The following is a 15,926-nucleotide window of genomic DNA, read 5'->3' as shown; positions in this document are numbered from 1 at the left end:
AAAGGTCGGAAGCGCCCTTGTTCGTGGTGGTGCGAAACCGAGCGTGGCGGGCACATGGGCCCGTTGCAGCGCTTCTCGGCCTCGCGTTCCAGGCTACCAAGGGTGACCATGGTTCAGGAACCTGTCTCACTTCTTAGGATGGACCTCGTGACAGAGAAGCGCGCGTTGGTGCTGGGCGGCGGTGGCGTCACCGGGATCGCTTGGGAGACAGGGATTCTTCAGGGGCTCGCGGAAGCGGGAGTCGACCTCGCGGAGGCGGACCTGTTAGTGGGGACGTCCGCCGGGTCGGTGGTGGCGACGCAGCTGGCCGGTGGTGTCTCGGTGAGCGACCTGTACGCGAGTCAGTTGTTGCCGCCCGACGGGGAGATTCCGGCCCGGCTGACCAGGTGGATGCTGGTCCGCTACGTGCTTTCCTACGTGATGCCGGGAACTCCCGCCCAGAAGCGCGCGCGGCTGGGTCGTGCCGCGGTGAAAGCCCGGACGCCGTCGGAGGAGTCGCGGCTCGAGGTGTTCGCGCACCGACTGTCCATTCAGGACTGGCCGGACCGCGCGCTGAAGGTGACCGCTGTCGACACCGCGGACGGCAGGTTCGTCGCGTTCGACCGGGACAGCGGGGTGCCGCTGGTGAAGGCGGTCGCGTCGAGCTGCGCGGTGCCGCTGGTGTGGCCGCCCGTGACGATCGACGGCCACCGGTACATGGACGGCGGGATGCGGTCGGCGGCCAACGTCGATCTCGCCGCCGGGTGCTCACGAGTCGTGGTCGTGGCGCCGTTGACCAGGGCCGCGAGCGCCGCCGCGACGCCTCAGGCGCAGGCGGCCAAGCTGGGCGTGCCGTCGGTCGTCGTGAGCCCCGACCAGGCCGCTCTGGCGGCGATAGGGCCGAATCTGCTGGACCCGGCCCGCCGCAAGCCGGCCGCGGAAGCGGGCCGCGCGCAGGCCGCCTCGGTCGTCGAAGCGGTTCGGGAGGTGTGGAGCTGACCGAACGCGCAGTAGCGACCCGAGCAGGATCATCGTCGGTTACAACCCGGACGGCTCGCAGATCGACAGCGGCGCGTTGTGGAACAGGATGCTGAACACACCGATCGACAGAACGCGTAATTCGGCGCGAGCATCCAGCTGTCGGTGATGATCACGGTAAGCGGGAACCACTGGATTCCGTGAGTCCTGTTCAATGACGTGATGGGGATCGCGAAGGCGCGCCGGATCGCGAGGCGTGCACACCGAGGGCAGCTCACCGGCAGCGGTGAGCTGTTCTCGGATCAGCTGGAACGCCTCGCTCGCGCCGTCGAGGAGCGGGGTGGCGGCTGGGTGGCCGTGCAGGCGGCGTGGTTGCACGCCGTTCCCTCGACCGGGGTGGACCTGGCCCGCCTGGGCATCCATCCGCGCGTTCTCCGTGCGGTGGAGGCGTTGCAGCCGGAGCCCGGCTGGTCGAAGCCGTCGCCCGCGAAGGTGCGACGGGTCCCCGACGCCGTCCTCGTGCACGAGGCGCTGGAGGCCGTCGCCCCCTTCAAGAGCTCATGGCAACCCGTGGTGCTGATGGACGTGGGCATGCTGCCGCAGTTGCTCACCGATTACGCGCAACGGCGCGACGTCGAGGCCAGACGAGCCCTCAGCGACCTGTTCGCCAGGCCGATCGACCTGAACACCCCGGCGGTGGCGGAGCTGGCCGAACTGTGGTGGGACTCCGACGACGACTGGGAGACCTACATCGCGGTGCTGGCCGCTCGCCGAGCCGGACGGCTGGACCGGGAACGTCTGCTGCGCAAGATCTCCGAGGGCGCCCCGTTGGCTGCCAACGCCGCGATCGAGGCACTGGACGGCGCGGGGGACGAGCACGAGATCGAGGTCCTGCGCACCGTCATGCTCAGGCCGGAACCGCGGTGGCGCTGGGTTCGCCCCAGCGCACGAGCCCGGCTGGCCTCGATCGGCGGGCCGCACGCGGAAGCCGCCTTGGAGGAGTGGGTGGTCAGCCCGCTGGACGTGCCGTGGCGCAACGACCGCGCCTGGTTGTTCCGGCACGCGGCAGAACTCGTTCCCCGGCTGATCGAAGCGCTGCCCGACCCGATGTGGTCGTACGAAGCCTCGTTCGCGCTGGGGGAGCTCCGGATCGTCGAGGCGGTTCGGCCGTTGTGCGAGAGCGCACGGACCGCACAGATCCCGGTCCCGCAGATCGAGGCCCTGGGCAAGATCGGGTCCGCCGAAGCGGTGCCGACGCTGGTCGAGCTGGCCGGACACCGCAACCCGGACGTGCGGGACCACGCCCTGCGAGCGCTCGATCGGATCGGCGGCGACGACGTCGTCGACGTGGCGATCACGGCGTGCGACGACCCGAGTGTGCTGGTGCGGGACCGGGCGGCGCGGGTGCTCGCCCGGCGGGGCGACGGTCGTGCGGTGACCCAGCTGATCCGCCTCTGCGACACCCGGCACGCCGCAGGGGCGGCCGACGCGCTGGCCCGCATCGGTGATCCTCGCGCGTTGCCGACGCTGTGGCATCTGTTCGAGCACCACGACGACAAGGCGGTTCGCTATGCGGCGGGACGTGGCCTCGCCCGCATCGAAGGTGCCCAGCAGTGGTATCCCTCGTTCGATCCACGGATCGTGCGTGCCTATGTGTGGTTGCTCGGCCACAAGCCGGAGTGGAGCCACGGTCGGCTGGAGCAGGCGACCGGGCACGCCGACGCGATGGTGCGGGCCCGTGCCGCGGAGGCCTACGGCCGCCTGCGCGATCCCGCGGGCGCCGAGCACGTCCGCCGCTTGCTCGCCGACCCCGATCCACGGGTCAGGGCGGCCGCCAAGATCGCGATCAAGCGCATCGAATCACACGCTTGACCTTGACCCAGGGTCAAGGTTCGAGGGTTACTGCCATGAACAACGACTTCATCGCAGAGGCCGCCGCCCGCTTCGACATCCCCGGCGCCGCCGTCGGCGTCTTCCACGACGGACAGGAGCACTTCTTCTGCCACGGCGTCACGAGCGTCGAGAACCCGTTGCCGGTCAACGTGGACACGCTCTTCCTGCTCGGCTCGGTCACCAAGACCTACACCGCGACCGCGATCATGAAGCTGGTTGCGCAGGGCAGGGTCTCGCTGGACGCGCCGGTCCGCGAGTACGTGCCGGAGCTGAGGCTCGCCGACGGCCGCGAGTTCACCGTGCGGCAGCTGCTCAACCACACGTCCGGGCTCGACTGGGGCACGCTGGCCGACACCGGCGAGGGTGACGACGCGCTGCAGCGGCACGTGGCGGAGCTCGCCACGCTGAAGCTGGTCGGGGAGGTCGGCGAACGGCCTTCCTACAGCCAGTCCGGGTACAACCTCGCCGGGCGGATCATCGAGAACGTCACCGGGCAGACCTACGAGCAGGCCGTGACGTCGTTGCTGCTGGAGCCGCTGGGGTTGGGCAACACGCACTTCGACCGGGACGCGGTGATGACGCGCCGGTTCGCCGTCGGGCACGAGAAGGGTGAAATCGCGCGGCCTTGGCGGCACTGGCGGGCCAACAACCCCGGCGGTGGCATCGCGGCCTCGGTCGCGGATCTCCTCGCGTGGGCGCGTTTTCACCTCGGTGACGGTGCCGGTGTGGATCTCGCCGCGATGCGTCGGCCGACGGCGGTGTTGCGCGGCAGCAACCTCGGTGACGCGATCGGCGTCTGCTGGTTCCTGCGCGAGATCGACGGGGTGGCCGCGATCGGGCACGGCGGTTCGTCCAACGGGCAGTTCGCCGAGCTGCTGATCGTGCCGTCACTGAACTTCGCGGTGGTGTCGATCGCGAACCAGGGGCCGGACGGGATTCCGTTCAACCAGGCGATGGTGCGCCGTGCGTTGGAGCACTACATCGGTGTGGTGGACCGGGATCCGGAGCCGTTGCCGTACAACGCGGAAGCCGCGCGAGAGGTCGCGGGAAACTACGACAACGACGCCATGGTCATGACGATCGACGACACCGGCAGCGGGCTGGTGCTGGAAGTGCTGATCCGGCCGGAGATCCGGGAGTCCGCCGAGATGGAGCTGCCGGCCGACCACGCGCCGTTCCCGATGGGGTTGCTGCCCGACGACGAGTACGTGATCACGGACGGCGCGTTCACCGGGCAGCGCGGGTTCTTCACCCGCGACGACAGCGGTGCGATCGTCGGGGTCGATCTCGCCGGTCGCATGTTCGGCCGGGTGAAATGATGGCGCAATGATCACGATCGGCCAGCTCGCCCGGTACGCGGGCGTCACGATCAAGGCGGTCCGGCACTACCACAAGGTGGGGCTGCTGCCGGAACCCGAGCGTGATCACTCGGGATATCGGCGGTACAGCGCGCAGGACGCGATCGACCTGGTCAAGATCCGCACGCTCGCCGAGGCCGGGGTGCCGCTCGCCCGCGTCAGGGAACTCCTTGCGGCGGGGGAGGAGGAGTTCGCCTCGTCGATCACCGAGATCGACGAGGCGCTCCGCCGCCGTGAGGAGGAGATCCGGCTCGCGCGGGAACGGGTGGTGCGGTTGAAGGCGGGCAACGAGTTGTTCGTGTCCGCCGAAGCCGCGGCGATGCTGGAGCGGCTGAGCGAGATCGGCGTGAGCGAGCGGGGCGTGCGGATGGAACGCGACATCTGGGTGCTCATGCAGACCGTGGCGCCGGACGAGGCGGCGGTGTGGCTCGCGGACAAGGCCGAGGCGTTGGCGGATCCCGAGTTCCGGCAGATCTACCTCGCCTACGACGAGGCCTTCGACTGGGCGCCGGACGATCCGCGGCTGCCCGCGCTGGCGAAGCGGGCAGCCGCGTGGATGTCGACGCGGCCGCCGATGCCGTTGGCGGACCCCGAGATCACGGCGCTGGCGATGGAGGCGGCCGGTGCGTCGTCTCCGGCGTGGAACCGAATGGCGTCGTTCCAGTGAGCCCCCGTCCTAGGATCGTTTCATGGGGAATCGACGCTTGTTCAGCGTGATCTTGACCGTTCTGCTGATCGTGGCCGGTGCCGGGCCGGCGCAGGCCGCGGAGCGACAGCTGTTGTACTACAACCACTCCTGGGGAACGTTCGACCGCGCCACGGCCGACGCGATCGAACACTCCTCCTACCTCAGGGAGTTCGCCGACTTCGAGGTCCGCACCACGACCGGCGCCGACGGCAAGGTGTGGACCGGCCGCTACCTGCGCGGCCGGGAGACCTACCTGGAGCTCTTCGGGGTGGGCGACGTTCCCGGTCAGGACGGCGAGCTGGGGTCTGCCGGGCTCGGGCTCTCGACCGAACGCGACGGTGACATCGACACGGTGAAGTCGCGGCTCGTCGCCGCCGGCCGGACGCCGTTCGAGTTCCTGCAGACCCGCGACTTCGGCGACCACAAGCCCGTGCCGTGGTTCGACGCGCTGTACCTGGCCGAGCAGTACGACAGGTTCGGCGCCTGGGCGATGGAGTACCGCGACGAGTACTTCGCCGATCCGCGCGGCCAGACCGGTCCCGCGCGCTTTCCCGGTGACGTCAGCCGTGACCGCTACCTGCCCGACCGCTACAAGGACAGGCTGATGCGCGACATCAGCCTGATCCGGATCGCGGTGACCGCGCGCGACCTGGCCGCCACCACGCCGTTGCTGCGCGCCGGTGGTTTCTCGGTGCGGACCGAACCGGGTGGTGTCGTCGCGACACGGGGAGGCACGACGATCCGGTTCGACGAGGTGGCGATGGGGCAGACGGGGCTCAAGCGGGTGGAGTTCTCGCTGAACCGCGCCGTGTCGCCGCACCTGGAGGTGCTCGGGAACTCGAGGCTGGTCGTGGGGCCGGGCGCGCACGCGGTCTGGGCTTTCTGACACCCTGGTCAGGACGGGTCGACGAACGGGGTGCTGTGTCGCTGGTCGGACGTGAGCGGGAGCAGGAACGGCTGGCCGCACTGGTGGCGTCGGGTGGATCGCTGCTGGTCGTCGGCGAGCCCGGCGTCGGCAAGTCCGCGCTGCTGCGGTCGCTCGACGGCCACGTGGTCGTCGGTGTCGAGGCCGAACAGGACCTGCCGTACTCCGGGCTGCACCAGGTGCTGCACCCGTTCCTCGATCTGTCCACTTTGTCCAGTGTGCGGCGCACCGCGCTGGAGGTCGTCTTCGGGCTCGCCGACGGCACCGCGCCGTCGGTCCACCTCGTCGGCCTGGCCGCGCTCGATCTCCTGACCGCCGCCAAGGCCGTCGTCCTGGTCGACGACGCGCACTGGCTGGACCAGGCGAGCCAGGACGTCCTGGGTTTCGTGGCACGCCGGCTGTCCGGGGCGACGCTGGTCGTCGCCGCCAGGACACCGGTGTTCGCGGGCGTGCCGGTGCTCGCCTTGGAACCGTTGACCCCCGGCGCCGCCCACGCTCTGCTCACCGTCGTCGCGCCCGATCTGGACGCCGAACGCCGGGAGTGGCTGCTCGCCCAGGCCGCCGGAAACCCGTTGGCGCTCACCGAACTCCCCTTCGGCGGCACGTCCCTGGAGGAGACGTTCGCCGCCCGCGCCGCGACGTTGCCCGCCGACGTGCGGCTGGCGTTGCTCATGACCGCACTCGGCGGAACACCGGCCGGCGACCTGGTGCCGGCGGTCGAGGCCAGACTGGTCGACCGCGACGGCGAGTTCCGGCACCCGCTGATCAGGTCGGCGATCGTGCAGGCGGCGAGCGCAGACGAACGCCGGGAGGCGCACCAACGGCTTGCCGCCACCGACGAGCCCGACCGGCGGGCGTGGCACCTGGCCAACGCGGTCACCGGCACCGACGAGACCGTGGCGTACCTGCTGGAACAGACCGCGGACCGCGCACTTCGGCGTGGTGGCGCGGCGGCCGCGATCCGTGCACTCGAACGGGCAGCGCGGCTGGGCGACGGTGGCGAGCGGGCGGGCCGGCTGCTGCGGGCCGCCGAGCTGGCGGCGGAGGCGGGCAGCCGTGACGACGTCGAGAGGATCCTGCTGGAGGTGCGCGGGCTGGACCTCACGCCGCGGGAGCGGGCGTTGGTGACGTGGCTGCCCAGCGCGTTCGACGACGGGGTGGGAGAAGGCACCGCGGGACCGGGCGAGCTGGCCGGGCTGGCCGAGGCCGTGGTGGGCGACGGCGATGCCGAGCTGGGGCTGCGGATCTTCTGGAGCGTCGCGATGCGGTGCTTCTGGGTCGAGCCGGGAACGGCTGCCAGGCAACGGATCTCCTCGGTGGCGGCGAGGTTGCCGGTCGACCCCGCTGATCCGCACATGGTGGCGATGGCCGCGTACGTGAGCCCGGTGGAGCAAGGTGATGCGGTGATCGCGGCGCTCCGCTCGGGGACGCCGGACGATCCGGCGACGTGCCGCCTGCTCGGCAGTGCGGCCCTGCAGGTCGGTGCGTTCGAGGAGTCGGTGCGCTTTTCCGTTGCCGCACAACGAGGTCTGCGCGCCCAGGGCCAGTTCGGACTCCTGACGAGGGCCCTGGCCGTCGAAGCCTGGAGCCGGACCCGCCTGGGTGACATCGCCGCCGCCGAACCCGCGGCGGAGGAAGCCGCCGCACTCGCCGAGGAGACCCGGCAGCCCTTCATGCGCGGCCTGGCCGCCGCCGTGCAGGCCGAGATCGCCGCCCTCAAAGGCGACTACGACGAAGCGGCCACGAAAGCCGCCGAAGCCGAACGGATCGGCCTCGCCGCGGGCGCCCGTCCCGTCCTCGCCACCGTGCAGCTCGCCAGAAGCCTCGCCGCGCTGGGGGAAGGCCGCTACGCCGACGCGTTCGCCGCCGTCCGCCGCATCCACGACCCCGCCGATCCCGCCTACCAGCTGGCGTTGCGCCGGTACGTGCTGCCGGAACTGGTCGAAGCCGCCACCCGCAGCGGCAACGCGGATGAGGCCTGCAAGATCGTCGAGGAGCTCGACACCGCCACCAGCTCACCGGCCCTCGCCGCCGGCCTGAGGTATGCGCGCGCCCTCCTGGAAGAGGACGAAACCCTGTTCACGGCAGCGCTGGAAACGAAGAGCTCGCGCTGGGACCGGGCCCGCGTCCAGCTCGCGTTCGGCGCCTGGCTGCGCAGGCAACGCCGGGCGGTCCAGGCGAGGCCCCACCTCAAGGCGGCAGCGGAGGCGTTCGAGGCGTTCGGCACCAGGGGCTGGGCGGAACGCGCCCGTGAGGAGCTGAGGGCGTCCGGTGAATCCCGCAACGGCAACGGCGACCTGACCGAACACGAGCTGACCATCGCGCGCATGGCCGCGGACGGGCTGACGAACAAGGAGATCGGCGAGCGGCTGCACCTGTCACACCGCACCGTCAGCACGCATCTGCACCGGATCTTCCCCAAACTCGGCGTGACGGCACGGTCCGAGCTGAAGGAAGCGTTGATGACGTACGCCGACACCGTCATGTGACGGTCGCGAGGTCGCCAACACCGTCCCTATGGTCGAAGCCATGATCAGCAGGCGACAGTTCTCCCAGGCACTGGCCGTGGCGGGCATGGCGGTACCCCTCGTCGCAGGAACCGCGAAGGCATCGGTCAGCGCCCCGGCGTGGGGCGCGATCAAGCAGGTCAGGGCCGGTCTGCTGAACATCGGGTACGCCGAGCTCGGCCCGGCCGACGGACCCGTCACGATCCTGCTGCACGGCTGGCCGTACGACATCCACAGCTACGTCGACGTCGCGCCCGCCCTCGCCGCGAAGGGCCACCGGGTGCTCATCCCGTACCTGCGAGGCTACGGCTCCACGCGGTTCCTGTACGCGCACACGATGCGCAACGGCCAGCAGTCCGCACTGGCCGCCGACGTCATCGCGTTCATGGACGCCCTCAAGATCCGCCAGGCGACGCTGGGCGGCTTCGACTGGGGCGCGCGGACGGCGTGCATCACCGCCGCGCTGTGGCCCGAGCGGGTGGAGGCGCTGGTGTCGGTCAGCGGCTACCTGATCGTCAACCTCGTCGCCAACCAGGAACCGCTGAGCCCGCAGGCCGAGCTGGGCTGGTGGTACCAGTACTACTTCGCCACCGACCGTGGCGTGAAGGGCTACACCCGGAACACCTCCGAGTTCAACAAGCTGATCTGGAAGCTCGCGTCGCCGCAGTGGAACTTCGACGACGCCACCTACGCCAGGAGCGCCACGGCGTGGAAGAACCCCGACCACGTCGCGATCGTCATCCACAACTACCGCTGGCGCCTGCAGCTCGCGGAGGGCGAGCACCGCTACGACGGGCTCGAGCGCAAGCTGCAGACCAGGCCCGTGGTCAGCGTGCCGACGATCACGATCGCCAGCGACTTCGACGGGCCCAACAAAAGCGGCGCCGGCTACCGCGACCGGTTCACCGGGCCCTACGAGCACCGGATCCTCGACGGCATCGGGCACAACGTGCCGCAGGAGGCGCCGGAGGCGTTCACCCGCGCCGTTCTCGACGTGAGCGTCTAGTCCAGTGTCCTGCGCCGGAGATCCGGCAACGAAGTCGTTCCTCACTACCCGGCGTGTCCTGCCACGCCACGCCGGTGCTGAAAAGTACGCGGGGAGCTTTCGTACTCTTGGAGCGGACGAAAGGCCCCCGCGTGCCAAAAAGAAACAAGACTGGACTTCTGCTACGGATTTCCGGCGCTAGCGCTGACAGGCGAGCCGGTAGGCCGCCGCACCGATCAGCTCCAACGACACCTGCAACCGCTCCAGGCTGACGTTGTCGCGAATCGTGTCCTCCGGCGTGTGGTAGATCGGCTCCAGCTGCGCCGGTCCACCCTCGCCGCGCCAGCTGAAGTTCGCCGACGCCATGCCCTTCTCGTGGAACGGCACGTGGTCGCTCGACCCGCGCGCCACCGGGCCGTGCACCCGCGGGTCGTAGCCGAGTCGCTGCGCCGCCGCCCGGACCTCCGCGGTCGTGGCGTTGTCCGCGCCGTCCACCGACAGCAGCCAGTACGCCGTCGCCGGATCGTGGCTCGTGGCGACCATGTCGTTCTGGAACACGCCCTTGATCCGCGCGATCTCCTCGGCGGGCAGCTGCGAGACGTAGTGCCGCGACCCGAGCAGACCCTGTTCCTCCGAACCCCACAACGCGAACCGGATCGCCTTGTGCGTCGGCAGGTGACGCAGCACTCGCGCCAGCTCCAGGCACAGCACCGTGCCACTGCCGTCGTCGTTGGCGCCCGGCGACCCCGGCACGCTGTCGTAGTGCGCGGTCACCATCACAACACCGTTGTCCCGCCACGGGAACGTCGACGGCCGCTCGGCGATCACGTTGTAGGAAGTGAGGTTCGGGTGGTGCGTGGTGCTGATCGTCAGCTGGCCGGAGCCCTGGGCGCGCAGCTTCTCGGTGTGCACCTGGGCGAGGCCGATCACGGGCACGGTGACGTTGCGGTCGAGCGTCGGTGAGAACGCGCTGGACTTGGCGGTGGTGGCGGAGATCCGGCCGAGGATCACCGCCACCGCGCCGCGCTCGATCGCCGCGTGCGTCGGCGCCGAGCCCGCGGGAGCGTTGACGTACAAGGCGATTTTGCCGGTCAGGTCCGGTAGTTGGCCGTCGGTCACCTCGACGAACGGCGCCGTGACCGTTGCTCCGAGCGCGCCGAACCGCGACGCTCCCGCCTGCCACGTCGAGTTGATCTCGGCGAGGTACTTGTCCGGCACGGTGAACGGCTGCGTCGTCACCTGGTACCGCAACGACTTCAGCTCTCGCACGAGGTAGTCGCGGGCCCGGTGCTCGGACTCGGTGCCACCGATCCGCGGGCCGATCTCGTTGCTCAGCACCTTCAGGTGTTCCAGCGCCTTGCGGGCTCGAACCCGTGCCACGACGGGGAAATCGCCGAGGTTCAGGTCGGGCAGGCCCGTCGCGCCCGGTCGCTGTCCGGTGGCCGCGAGCGCGCTCGCGGGGTTGGCCACCACGGCGGCGACCCCGGCCGCCGCGGCGAGGAAGTCACGTCTGCGCATGTCGTCCCCCATCTCCTGATGTTCCCCGGCGAACGTAGGCAGGGCGGGAGGCGGGCGACAACCGACTACTGGCTGGCTTTCTCGGCGTGCTCCAGAACGAGGTCCTGCACTTGACGCCGGGCATCCGACCGTGCTCCGTCGACGCACGCCATCAGACGCGCGGCCAGCACGTCGGGGTCGAGGCCGCGAACGGCAGGGCTGAGCGAGATGCCGGTGGTCACGCCGTTCGAGTCCACGGTCACGGTGACGCCGCCGCGCGTCGACTCGCCGCTGACCGCCGCGAGCAACTGGAGCAGGTCGTCGTACCGGCGGCGCTCCTGTTCGACGGCGGCCGTGCGGCGCTCTTCCCACCACGCGAGACGGCGGCGCAGCAGCGCGAGTGCGGTCGCCGGGTCGGACACCGGAACCGTCCACGAGCCCGACGCCGTGTGCAGCACGACATTGCTCGCTTCCGCCGTCACGTGCTCGATCCGCGCGAAGGGCACCCCGGCGTCCACCCGCGTTCCGCGCCTGCTCGTCCAGTCGATGCGGTCGGTGCTGATCACCACGCGCGCTCCCGGACCGTTCAGCACGAGCGGGAACGCCGTCGATCCCAGCTCCAGGACGGGAGCCGTGAGCAGCGAACGCCTGGCCAGCCGTGCCAGCGAACAGGCCGAGCCGGCGCCGAGCACACCGGCCGCGCACAACGCCTTCACCGCGAGCGCCGCGCCGGGGCTGAGCCGCAGCGCGATGCCGGAGCCCGGCACCACCCCGAGGACCAGCTGCGCGCCGGTCATCAGGGTGGTGGCGGGTAACCACGAGTGCGGGTCGCTCAACCCGTTGCCGCGCAACCACGTCAGCAGCGCCCACGCACACGCGGCGGCCGCGACGGCCGGAATCGCCGACCACCACGGCATGATCCGCTGCCCTGCCGAGGTCAGCACGGCGAGCACGACACAGACGACGCCGATCGTGACGGGCAGCACACCTGCGGAGAGCAGCAGCAACGTCCTGGTGCGCCGCCACCGCGCGGCCAGCGCGTGCACGACCTCGGGATCGTTGATCAGGGGAATGGCATGCGGGATGAGTGTCATCGGCGCGCCTTTCGTCAGCTCGCCGCCGTCACCAGGTGTGACGCGCGGGCCGACCAGGCTTCCCGGCACTCCAGGACGTAAGAATGCCGTAAAAGCCCAGCTCAGGCAAGCCTGTCCACTGTGGACGATCGAGTCAGGCCGTTTTCGCCCGCCTTCCGAGCAGCAGATCGATCGCGAAGAACAACACGAGGCTGATGCCGAGCAATGGCACGAACCAGCCCACGGCCAGCGCGCCGACCCCAAGCCCGATCAACGCCACGGGCGGAGCCTTGCGCCACTGCCCGCGCGGCGTCGGACGGCCGAAGCCCTTCGTGGGCCTGCGCCTCCACCACATCCGGTAGCCGAGCACGACCAGCGCGACGAGCCCACCGCCGATCAGCAGCAACACCAGCTGGTTGGGCCAGCCGAACAGCGCGCCCATGTGCGCGTCGATGCCCCACCTGGTCAGCTTCGCGGCCAACGGGTAGTCGGCGAACTTCACCGAGCTGACCACCGCGCCGTCCTGGATCGCCACCGCGTCGACCTGGGTGGGCCAGCTGCGGCCGATCTCTGTCACCTTCCACGCGCCGCCGGGCGTGGCCGGCAGGCCGATCTCGACGGGTCTGGCGTCGATTCCCGAGGTTCTGGCCGCCCAGAGCACCGTGTCGATGTCGCTGTGACCGTTGCCGGACGAGCTGTGCTCGCCGTGCTCGGCGTGGTCACCGCCGCCACCGCTGGGCATCTTCAACGACGGCGTGGCCCAGCCGAACGCCTGGCGCAGCGTGGAGACGTTCTCCCCGGCGTAGGCCGACCACGTGAGGCCCGTCGCGGACAGGAACAACGCGCCGACCAGCACCCACACGCCGATCAGGCCGTGCGTGCGGATGCGCTTGCTGTTGCGCGGCCTGGTGATCCACAGGACGAGACCGCCCAGCGCCACCACCCAGAGCCACGAGGCGGCGAGCTCGCTGTAGAGGCGGCCCGGTTCGCCGAGCATCAGGTTGCGGTGCAGCTGGCTCAGCGTCATGCGCAACGGCAGCACGCCGCTCGTGCCGTAGGCGACGAGGTCACCGGTGACACGGCCAGTGCCTGGGTCGACGAACACCGCACGGCGTTCGGACTCGCCGAGGCCTTTCTCTGAGAACAGCACCCGAGTCGTGTCACCGGGTTCGGGCGCCGGCCGCACCGCGACGACCGTGCCCTGCGGCGACGTCGCGAGAGCGGCATCGATCTGCTGGGACAGCGGGAGTTGCTGGGAGGAAACGGGAACGCGTAGCTGATCGGAATAGACCCACGACTCCAGTTGCGGCGTCAGGGCGTACAGGACGCCGGTCAGCGCGGCGACCAGGACGAACGGGCCGACGAGGACACCGGCGTAGAAGTGCAGGCGCAGGAAGAGTCCCCGCCACGCGAACGAAGTGCGCGGCGGAGCTGAGGTGGTGGTCATGAGGCTCCAATGGGCGTGAACAGGTGCAGGACCGCCTGGGGACGGCCCTGTGAAGGGGGTTTCAGACCTGTTCAGCCGGAGGACCGCGCCACGACAGCACGTCCAGGAAGACGACCTCGGCGGGAACGACCCGCGGTGTGGCGACGACCAGGGGTGCCGAGGCGGGCAGGGGAGTGAGCCTGCGCGGGAGGACCGACGCGAGGGCGCGGGCGACCATCAGCACGGTGCGTTCGGCGACCGCGAGGACGGCCACGGTCAGCGCGGTGGCCACGACGTGCGCGGCGACCATCCGCGACGGGTCGGGTTCGTGCTCGTGCCGGGACGACGCGAGCGACAGCACGAGGTGCGTCGCCAGCTGGCCGCCGCCCATCAGCACCAGCAGCCGGCCGGGCGTGAGCTCGCGCCGCGCGAAGCCGGAACACGCCCACGTCAGCAGTGCGACGAGCGAGAAGACCAGACCCGAGTCGGGCAGGTGACCGTCCGCCGACGTGTGCGCGAAAACGGCCAGCGCCCCGGTGACAACGCCAACAGCAGCACAGCGCGCACGGCGCAGAGGGGCTGTCGGCAGGGGCACGAACAGGAGCTTAGCTGTCGGAACGATCAAATCCAGCCCTACGGAAGTTCCGCGGAAACGGTTCAATAGCGCTGTGATCTCGTACAACACCGGCGTCAGTGATCTCACCGAGGACGATCTGGCCGGCTTCTTCGTGGGCTGGCCCACACCGCCCTCGCCTGCCCAGCACCTCGCCGTGCTGCGCGGCAGCTATCGCGTCGTGATCGCGCGGTCGGATGACACCGTCATCGGTTTCGTGAACATGATCAGCGACGGCGTGCTCACGGCGTTCATCCCGTGGCTGGAGGTGCGTCCGGAGTTCCAGGACCAGGGCGTCGGCACCGAGCTGATGCGCCGGATCCTGGCCGAGGCGGAGCACATGTACTCCGTGGACCTGATCTGCGACGAAGAGCTGAAGACCTTCTACGAACGCCTCGGCATGACGGCGTGGACCGGCATGATGCTGCGCAACCGCGCCGCCATCAGATCCCTTCCAGATCGAGCGTCTGCTGGTGAGGGCCACCCGTGAACGAGCTGGTGAGCAGTCCCGCGCTGCGGCAGCGCCCGCACGAGACCGGTGAGGTCGTCGGTTTGAAACGGGTGAAGTCCCAGCTGCCCGTGCCGACGTGGCAACCAGGGCCGGGCACCTCCAGCCCGAGCCAGCCCTGCATGCGCACGGCGTGCACGACGTCGGACCCCTCGAGGTAGCCGTTGAGCCGTCCCGCGAACCGGTTGCGCGCCTCTTCCGCGGGCGCGCTGAGAGCCTCCTGCAACACCGAAATGCCGTTCATGGGCCTGATTGAACCTCACGGGGACGCGTCGAGCCGCGCACCACGCCGCTCCAGGACCGTGAGGCAGCGCGCACACCAGCGCACGTTGTCCCGCTCGAACGACAAGCCGCGCAACAAGGTCAGGTAGGGCCCGACGCGTTCGGCGGTGGTGAGGAACTCCTCTTCGGTGCGGCCGTCGAGCAGTTTGGCCTTGATGCGCTCGTACCGCCCGATCTTCGCCTCGGCCCACTGCCTGCGTTCTCTCAGCGACGCCTTGACCTTCTCGACGTCACCGGCATCCGCCGCCATCACCGCGACCATCAGCTCGTCGCGAATCGCGGTGGGCTTGTGCGGTTCGGCGGTGAACTCCGCCAGCGCCTCCAGGCCTCGCGGCGTGAGGGAGAACAGCCGCTTGTTCGGGCGGCGTTCCTGTTCGACCGTGCGGGCCCGAATGAGGTCGTCGGCCTCCATCCGGTCGAGCTCTCGGTAGAGCTGCTGCGGCGTGCACATCCAGAAGTTGGCCACGGAGGCGTCGAACGCCTTGGCCAGGTCGTAGCCGGACGCCTCCCCGTCGAGCAGGACCGCCATCACGGCGTTGCGCAGCGACATACTCGCAGGTTACGGTCTGGCGACCTAGTCAACAAGTTGAGTATTTGGGGTCGAGATGAAGGCGTTTCGAGCAGCCGTCGAGGCACGGGACACCGACGCGATGGAGGCCTGCCTCGCGGACAATGTGGTGTTCACCAGCCCTGTCGCGTTCGCCCCGTACCCCGGCAAGCCCCTGACCGCCGCGATCCTGCGCGGTGTGCTGCGGGTGTTCGAGAACTTCCGCTACGAACGGGAGATCGTCGACGGCCGGAACCACGCGCTGGTGTTCCGCGCCGAGGTCGGCGGCAAGGAGATCCAGGGCTGCGACTTCCTGCACCTCGACGCGGACGGGCTGATCGACGAGTTCACCGTGATGGTGCGGCCCCTTTCCGCCGCCCAGGCCCTGTCCGAGGCGATGGGCGCGCAGTTCGAGCAGATCAAGGCAGAAGCACAAATGGCGTGACCCGACGCCACTAGTGGAGCGTCGCGGCTTAGTTGTGCTCCGTTGAGTCGGGCCGGGGGCTGGGCGGTCTGGTGCTCGTCTCCGAAAGCCCGGATGGTCGCGCTCTCATGCACGTCCGCTGCCGAGATGGCGGTAGAGAAATGCTGACGCAAACGTCTTGGCGTCAATGGGTCGTCGCAACACCCCTCTGATCTGGGAGGTTGCGATGGGTCGGCCTGGTTT

General features: G+C 69.9%; 15 protein-coding genes and 1 riboswitch. Of the genes, 9 read left to right on the top strand and 6 right to left on the bottom strand.

The genetic code is table 11. The features are described 5' to 3' along the window. Positions 1–2 precede the first annotated feature (2 nt). Positions 3–83, bottom strand: a riboswitch (S-adenosyl-L-homocysteine riboswitch). A gap of 64 nt (positions 84–147) precedes the next feature. From JOD27_RS40680 to JOD27_RS40650, 7 genes are all read left to right on the top strand, one after another. Then, positions 148–978 carry a patatin-like phospholipase family protein gene (locus JOD27_RS40680; protein WP_307830613.1) on the top strand — a complete coding sequence of 277 codons (831 nt, stop codon included), beginning with the start codon at positions 148–150 and terminating at the stop codon, positions 976–978. A gap of 201 nt (positions 979–1,179) precedes the next feature. Continuing rightward, positions 1,180–2,829: a HEAT repeat domain-containing protein gene (locus JOD27_RS40675; RefSeq protein WP_204767718.1), complete on the top strand. Its 1,650-nt coding sequence runs from the start codon at positions 1,180–1,182 to the stop codon at positions 2,827–2,829. Between the two features lie 35 nt (positions 2,830–2,864). Next, complete coding sequence (locus tag JOD27_RS40670) at positions 2,865–4,169, top strand: serine hydrolase domain-containing protein (protein WP_204767717.1); 1,305 nt, start codon at positions 2,865–2,867, stop codon at positions 4,167–4,169. Positions 4,170–4,176: 7 nt separating this feature from the next. Further along, positions 4,177–4,875 (top strand): MerR family transcriptional regulator, encoded by a 699-nt coding sequence (locus JOD27_RS40665; protein ID WP_204767716.1) that lies wholly within the window; start codon positions 4,177–4,179, stop codon positions 4,873–4,875. Positions 4,876–4,897: 22 nt separating this feature from the next. Further along, on the top strand, positions 4,898–5,782 hold the full coding sequence (locus tag JOD27_RS40660) for a DUF5829 family protein (protein ID WP_204767715.1): 885 nt from the start codon (positions 4,898–4,900) through the stop codon (positions 5,780–5,782). Between the two features lie 35 nt (positions 5,783–5,817). Then, positions 5,818–8,310 carry a helix-turn-helix transcriptional regulator gene (locus JOD27_RS40655; protein ID WP_204767714.1) on the top strand — a complete coding sequence of 831 codons (2,493 nt, stop codon included), beginning with the start codon at positions 5,818–5,820 and terminating at the stop codon, positions 8,308–8,310. Between the two features lie 40 nt (positions 8,311–8,350). Beyond that, positions 8,351–9,334, top strand: coding sequence for an alpha/beta fold hydrolase (locus JOD27_RS40650; protein ID WP_204767713.1), 984 nt, complete (start codon positions 8,351–8,353; stop codon positions 9,332–9,334). 177 nt (positions 9,335–9,511) lie between these two features. Here the strand turns inward: JOD27_RS40650 and JOD27_RS40645 are convergent, their stop codons facing one another. From JOD27_RS40645 to JOD27_RS40630, 4 genes are all read right to left on the bottom strand, one after another. Continuing rightward, positions 9,512–10,843, bottom strand: coding sequence for a M28 family peptidase (locus JOD27_RS40645; RefSeq protein ID WP_239571270.1), 1,332 nt, complete (start codon positions 10,841–10,843; stop codon positions 9,512–9,514). Between the two features lie 53 nt (positions 10,844–10,896). Next, positions 10,897–11,904 (bottom strand): YbaB/EbfC family nucleoid-associated protein, encoded by a 1,008-nt coding sequence (locus JOD27_RS40640; protein ID WP_204767712.1) that lies wholly within the window; start codon positions 11,902–11,904, stop codon positions 10,897–10,899. A 133-nt stretch (positions 11,905–12,037) separates the two neighbouring features. After that, positions 12,038–13,330, bottom strand: a complete 1,293-nt coding sequence (locus JOD27_RS40635; protein WP_204767711.1) for a PepSY-associated TM helix domain-containing protein — start codon at positions 13,328–13,330, stop codon at positions 12,038–12,040. 61 nt (positions 13,331–13,391) lie between these two features. After that, the gene (locus JOD27_RS40630) at positions 13,392–13,904 is read right to left on the bottom strand and encodes a hypothetical protein (RefSeq protein WP_204767710.1); all 513 of its coding nucleotides are present in this window, start codon (positions 13,902–13,904) and stop codon (positions 13,392–13,394) included. Between the two features lie 73 nt (positions 13,905–13,977). On the opposite strand from JOD27_RS40630, the gene JOD27_RS40625 reads away from it, so the two are divergent. Then, positions 13,978–14,412, top strand: coding sequence for a GNAT family N-acetyltransferase (locus JOD27_RS40625; protein ID WP_204767709.1), 435 nt, complete (start codon positions 13,978–13,980; stop codon positions 14,410–14,412). Here JOD27_RS40625 and JOD27_RS40620 read toward each other — a convergent pair. Further along, positions 14,366–14,674, bottom strand: coding sequence for a hypothetical protein (locus JOD27_RS40620; protein WP_204767708.1), 309 nt, complete (start codon positions 14,672–14,674; stop codon positions 14,366–14,368). The genes JOD27_RS40625 and JOD27_RS40620 overlap by 47 nt on opposite strands. Positions 14,675–14,689: 15 nt before the next feature. Next, complete coding sequence (locus JOD27_RS40615) at positions 14,690–15,262, bottom strand: PadR family transcriptional regulator (RefSeq protein ID WP_204767707.1); 573 nt, start codon at positions 15,260–15,262, stop codon at positions 14,690–14,692. A gap of 55 nt (positions 15,263–15,317) precedes the next feature. Between JOD27_RS40615 and JOD27_RS40610 the strand changes: the two genes are divergently transcribed. Beyond that, positions 15,318–15,704 carry a nuclear transport factor 2 family protein gene (locus tag JOD27_RS40610; protein ID WP_204767706.1) on the top strand — a complete coding sequence of 129 codons (387 nt, stop codon included), beginning with the start codon at positions 15,318–15,320 and terminating at the stop codon, positions 15,702–15,704. The last annotated feature ends 222 nt before the right edge of the window (positions 15,705–15,926 follow it).

Origin of the sequence: Lentzea nigeriaca (genome assembly GCF_016907955.1) — a bacterium.
Lineage (GTDB): Bacteria > Actinomycetota > Actinomycetes > Mycobacteriales > Pseudonocardiaceae > Lentzea > Lentzea nigeriaca.
This window is presented reverse-complemented; position numbering and strand designations above follow the sequence as displayed.

What these genes read in the sequence shown, in the direction of transcription:
- JOD27_RS40645 (WP_239571270.1), bottom strand. Translation starts at nt 10,843, where the DNA reads ATGGGGGACGACATGCGCAGACGTGACTTCCTCGCCGCGGCGGCCGGG.
- JOD27_RS40610 (WP_204767706.1), top strand. Translation starts at nt 15,318, where the DNA reads ATGAAGGCGTTTCGAGCAGCCGTCGAGGCACGGGACACCGACGCGATG.
- JOD27_RS40620 (WP_204767708.1), bottom strand. Translation starts at nt 14,674, where the DNA reads ATGAACGGCATTTCGGTGTTGCAGGAGGCTCTCAGCGCGCCCGCGGAA.
- JOD27_RS40640 (WP_204767712.1), bottom strand. Translation starts at nt 11,904, where the DNA reads ATGACACTCATCCCGCATGCCATTCCCCTGATCAACGATCCCGAGGTC.
- JOD27_RS40665 (WP_204767716.1), top strand. Translation starts at nt 4,177, where the DNA reads ATGATCACGATCGGCCAGCTCGCCCGGTACGCGGGCGTCACGATCAAG.
- JOD27_RS40615 (WP_204767707.1), bottom strand. Translation starts at nt 15,262, where the DNA reads ATGTCGCTGCGCAACGCCGTGATGGCGGTCCTGCTCGACGGGGAGGCG.
- JOD27_RS40670 (WP_204767717.1), top strand. Translation starts at nt 2,865, where the DNA reads ATGAACAACGACTTCATCGCAGAGGCCGCCGCCCGCTTCGACATCCCC.
- JOD27_RS40635 (WP_204767711.1), bottom strand. Translation starts at nt 13,330, where the DNA reads ATGACCACCACCTCAGCTCCGCCGCGCACTTCGTTCGCGTGGCGGGGA.
- JOD27_RS40675 (WP_204767718.1), top strand. Translation starts at nt 1,180, where the DNA reads ATGGGGATCGCGAAGGCGCGCCGGATCGCGAGGCGTGCACACCGAGGG.
- JOD27_RS40660 (WP_204767715.1), top strand. Translation starts at nt 4,898, where the DNA reads ATGGGGAATCGACGCTTGTTCAGCGTGATCTTGACCGTTCTGCTGATC.
- JOD27_RS40650 (WP_204767713.1), top strand. Translation starts at nt 8,351, where the DNA reads ATGATCAGCAGGCGACAGTTCTCCCAGGCACTGGCCGTGGCGGGCATG.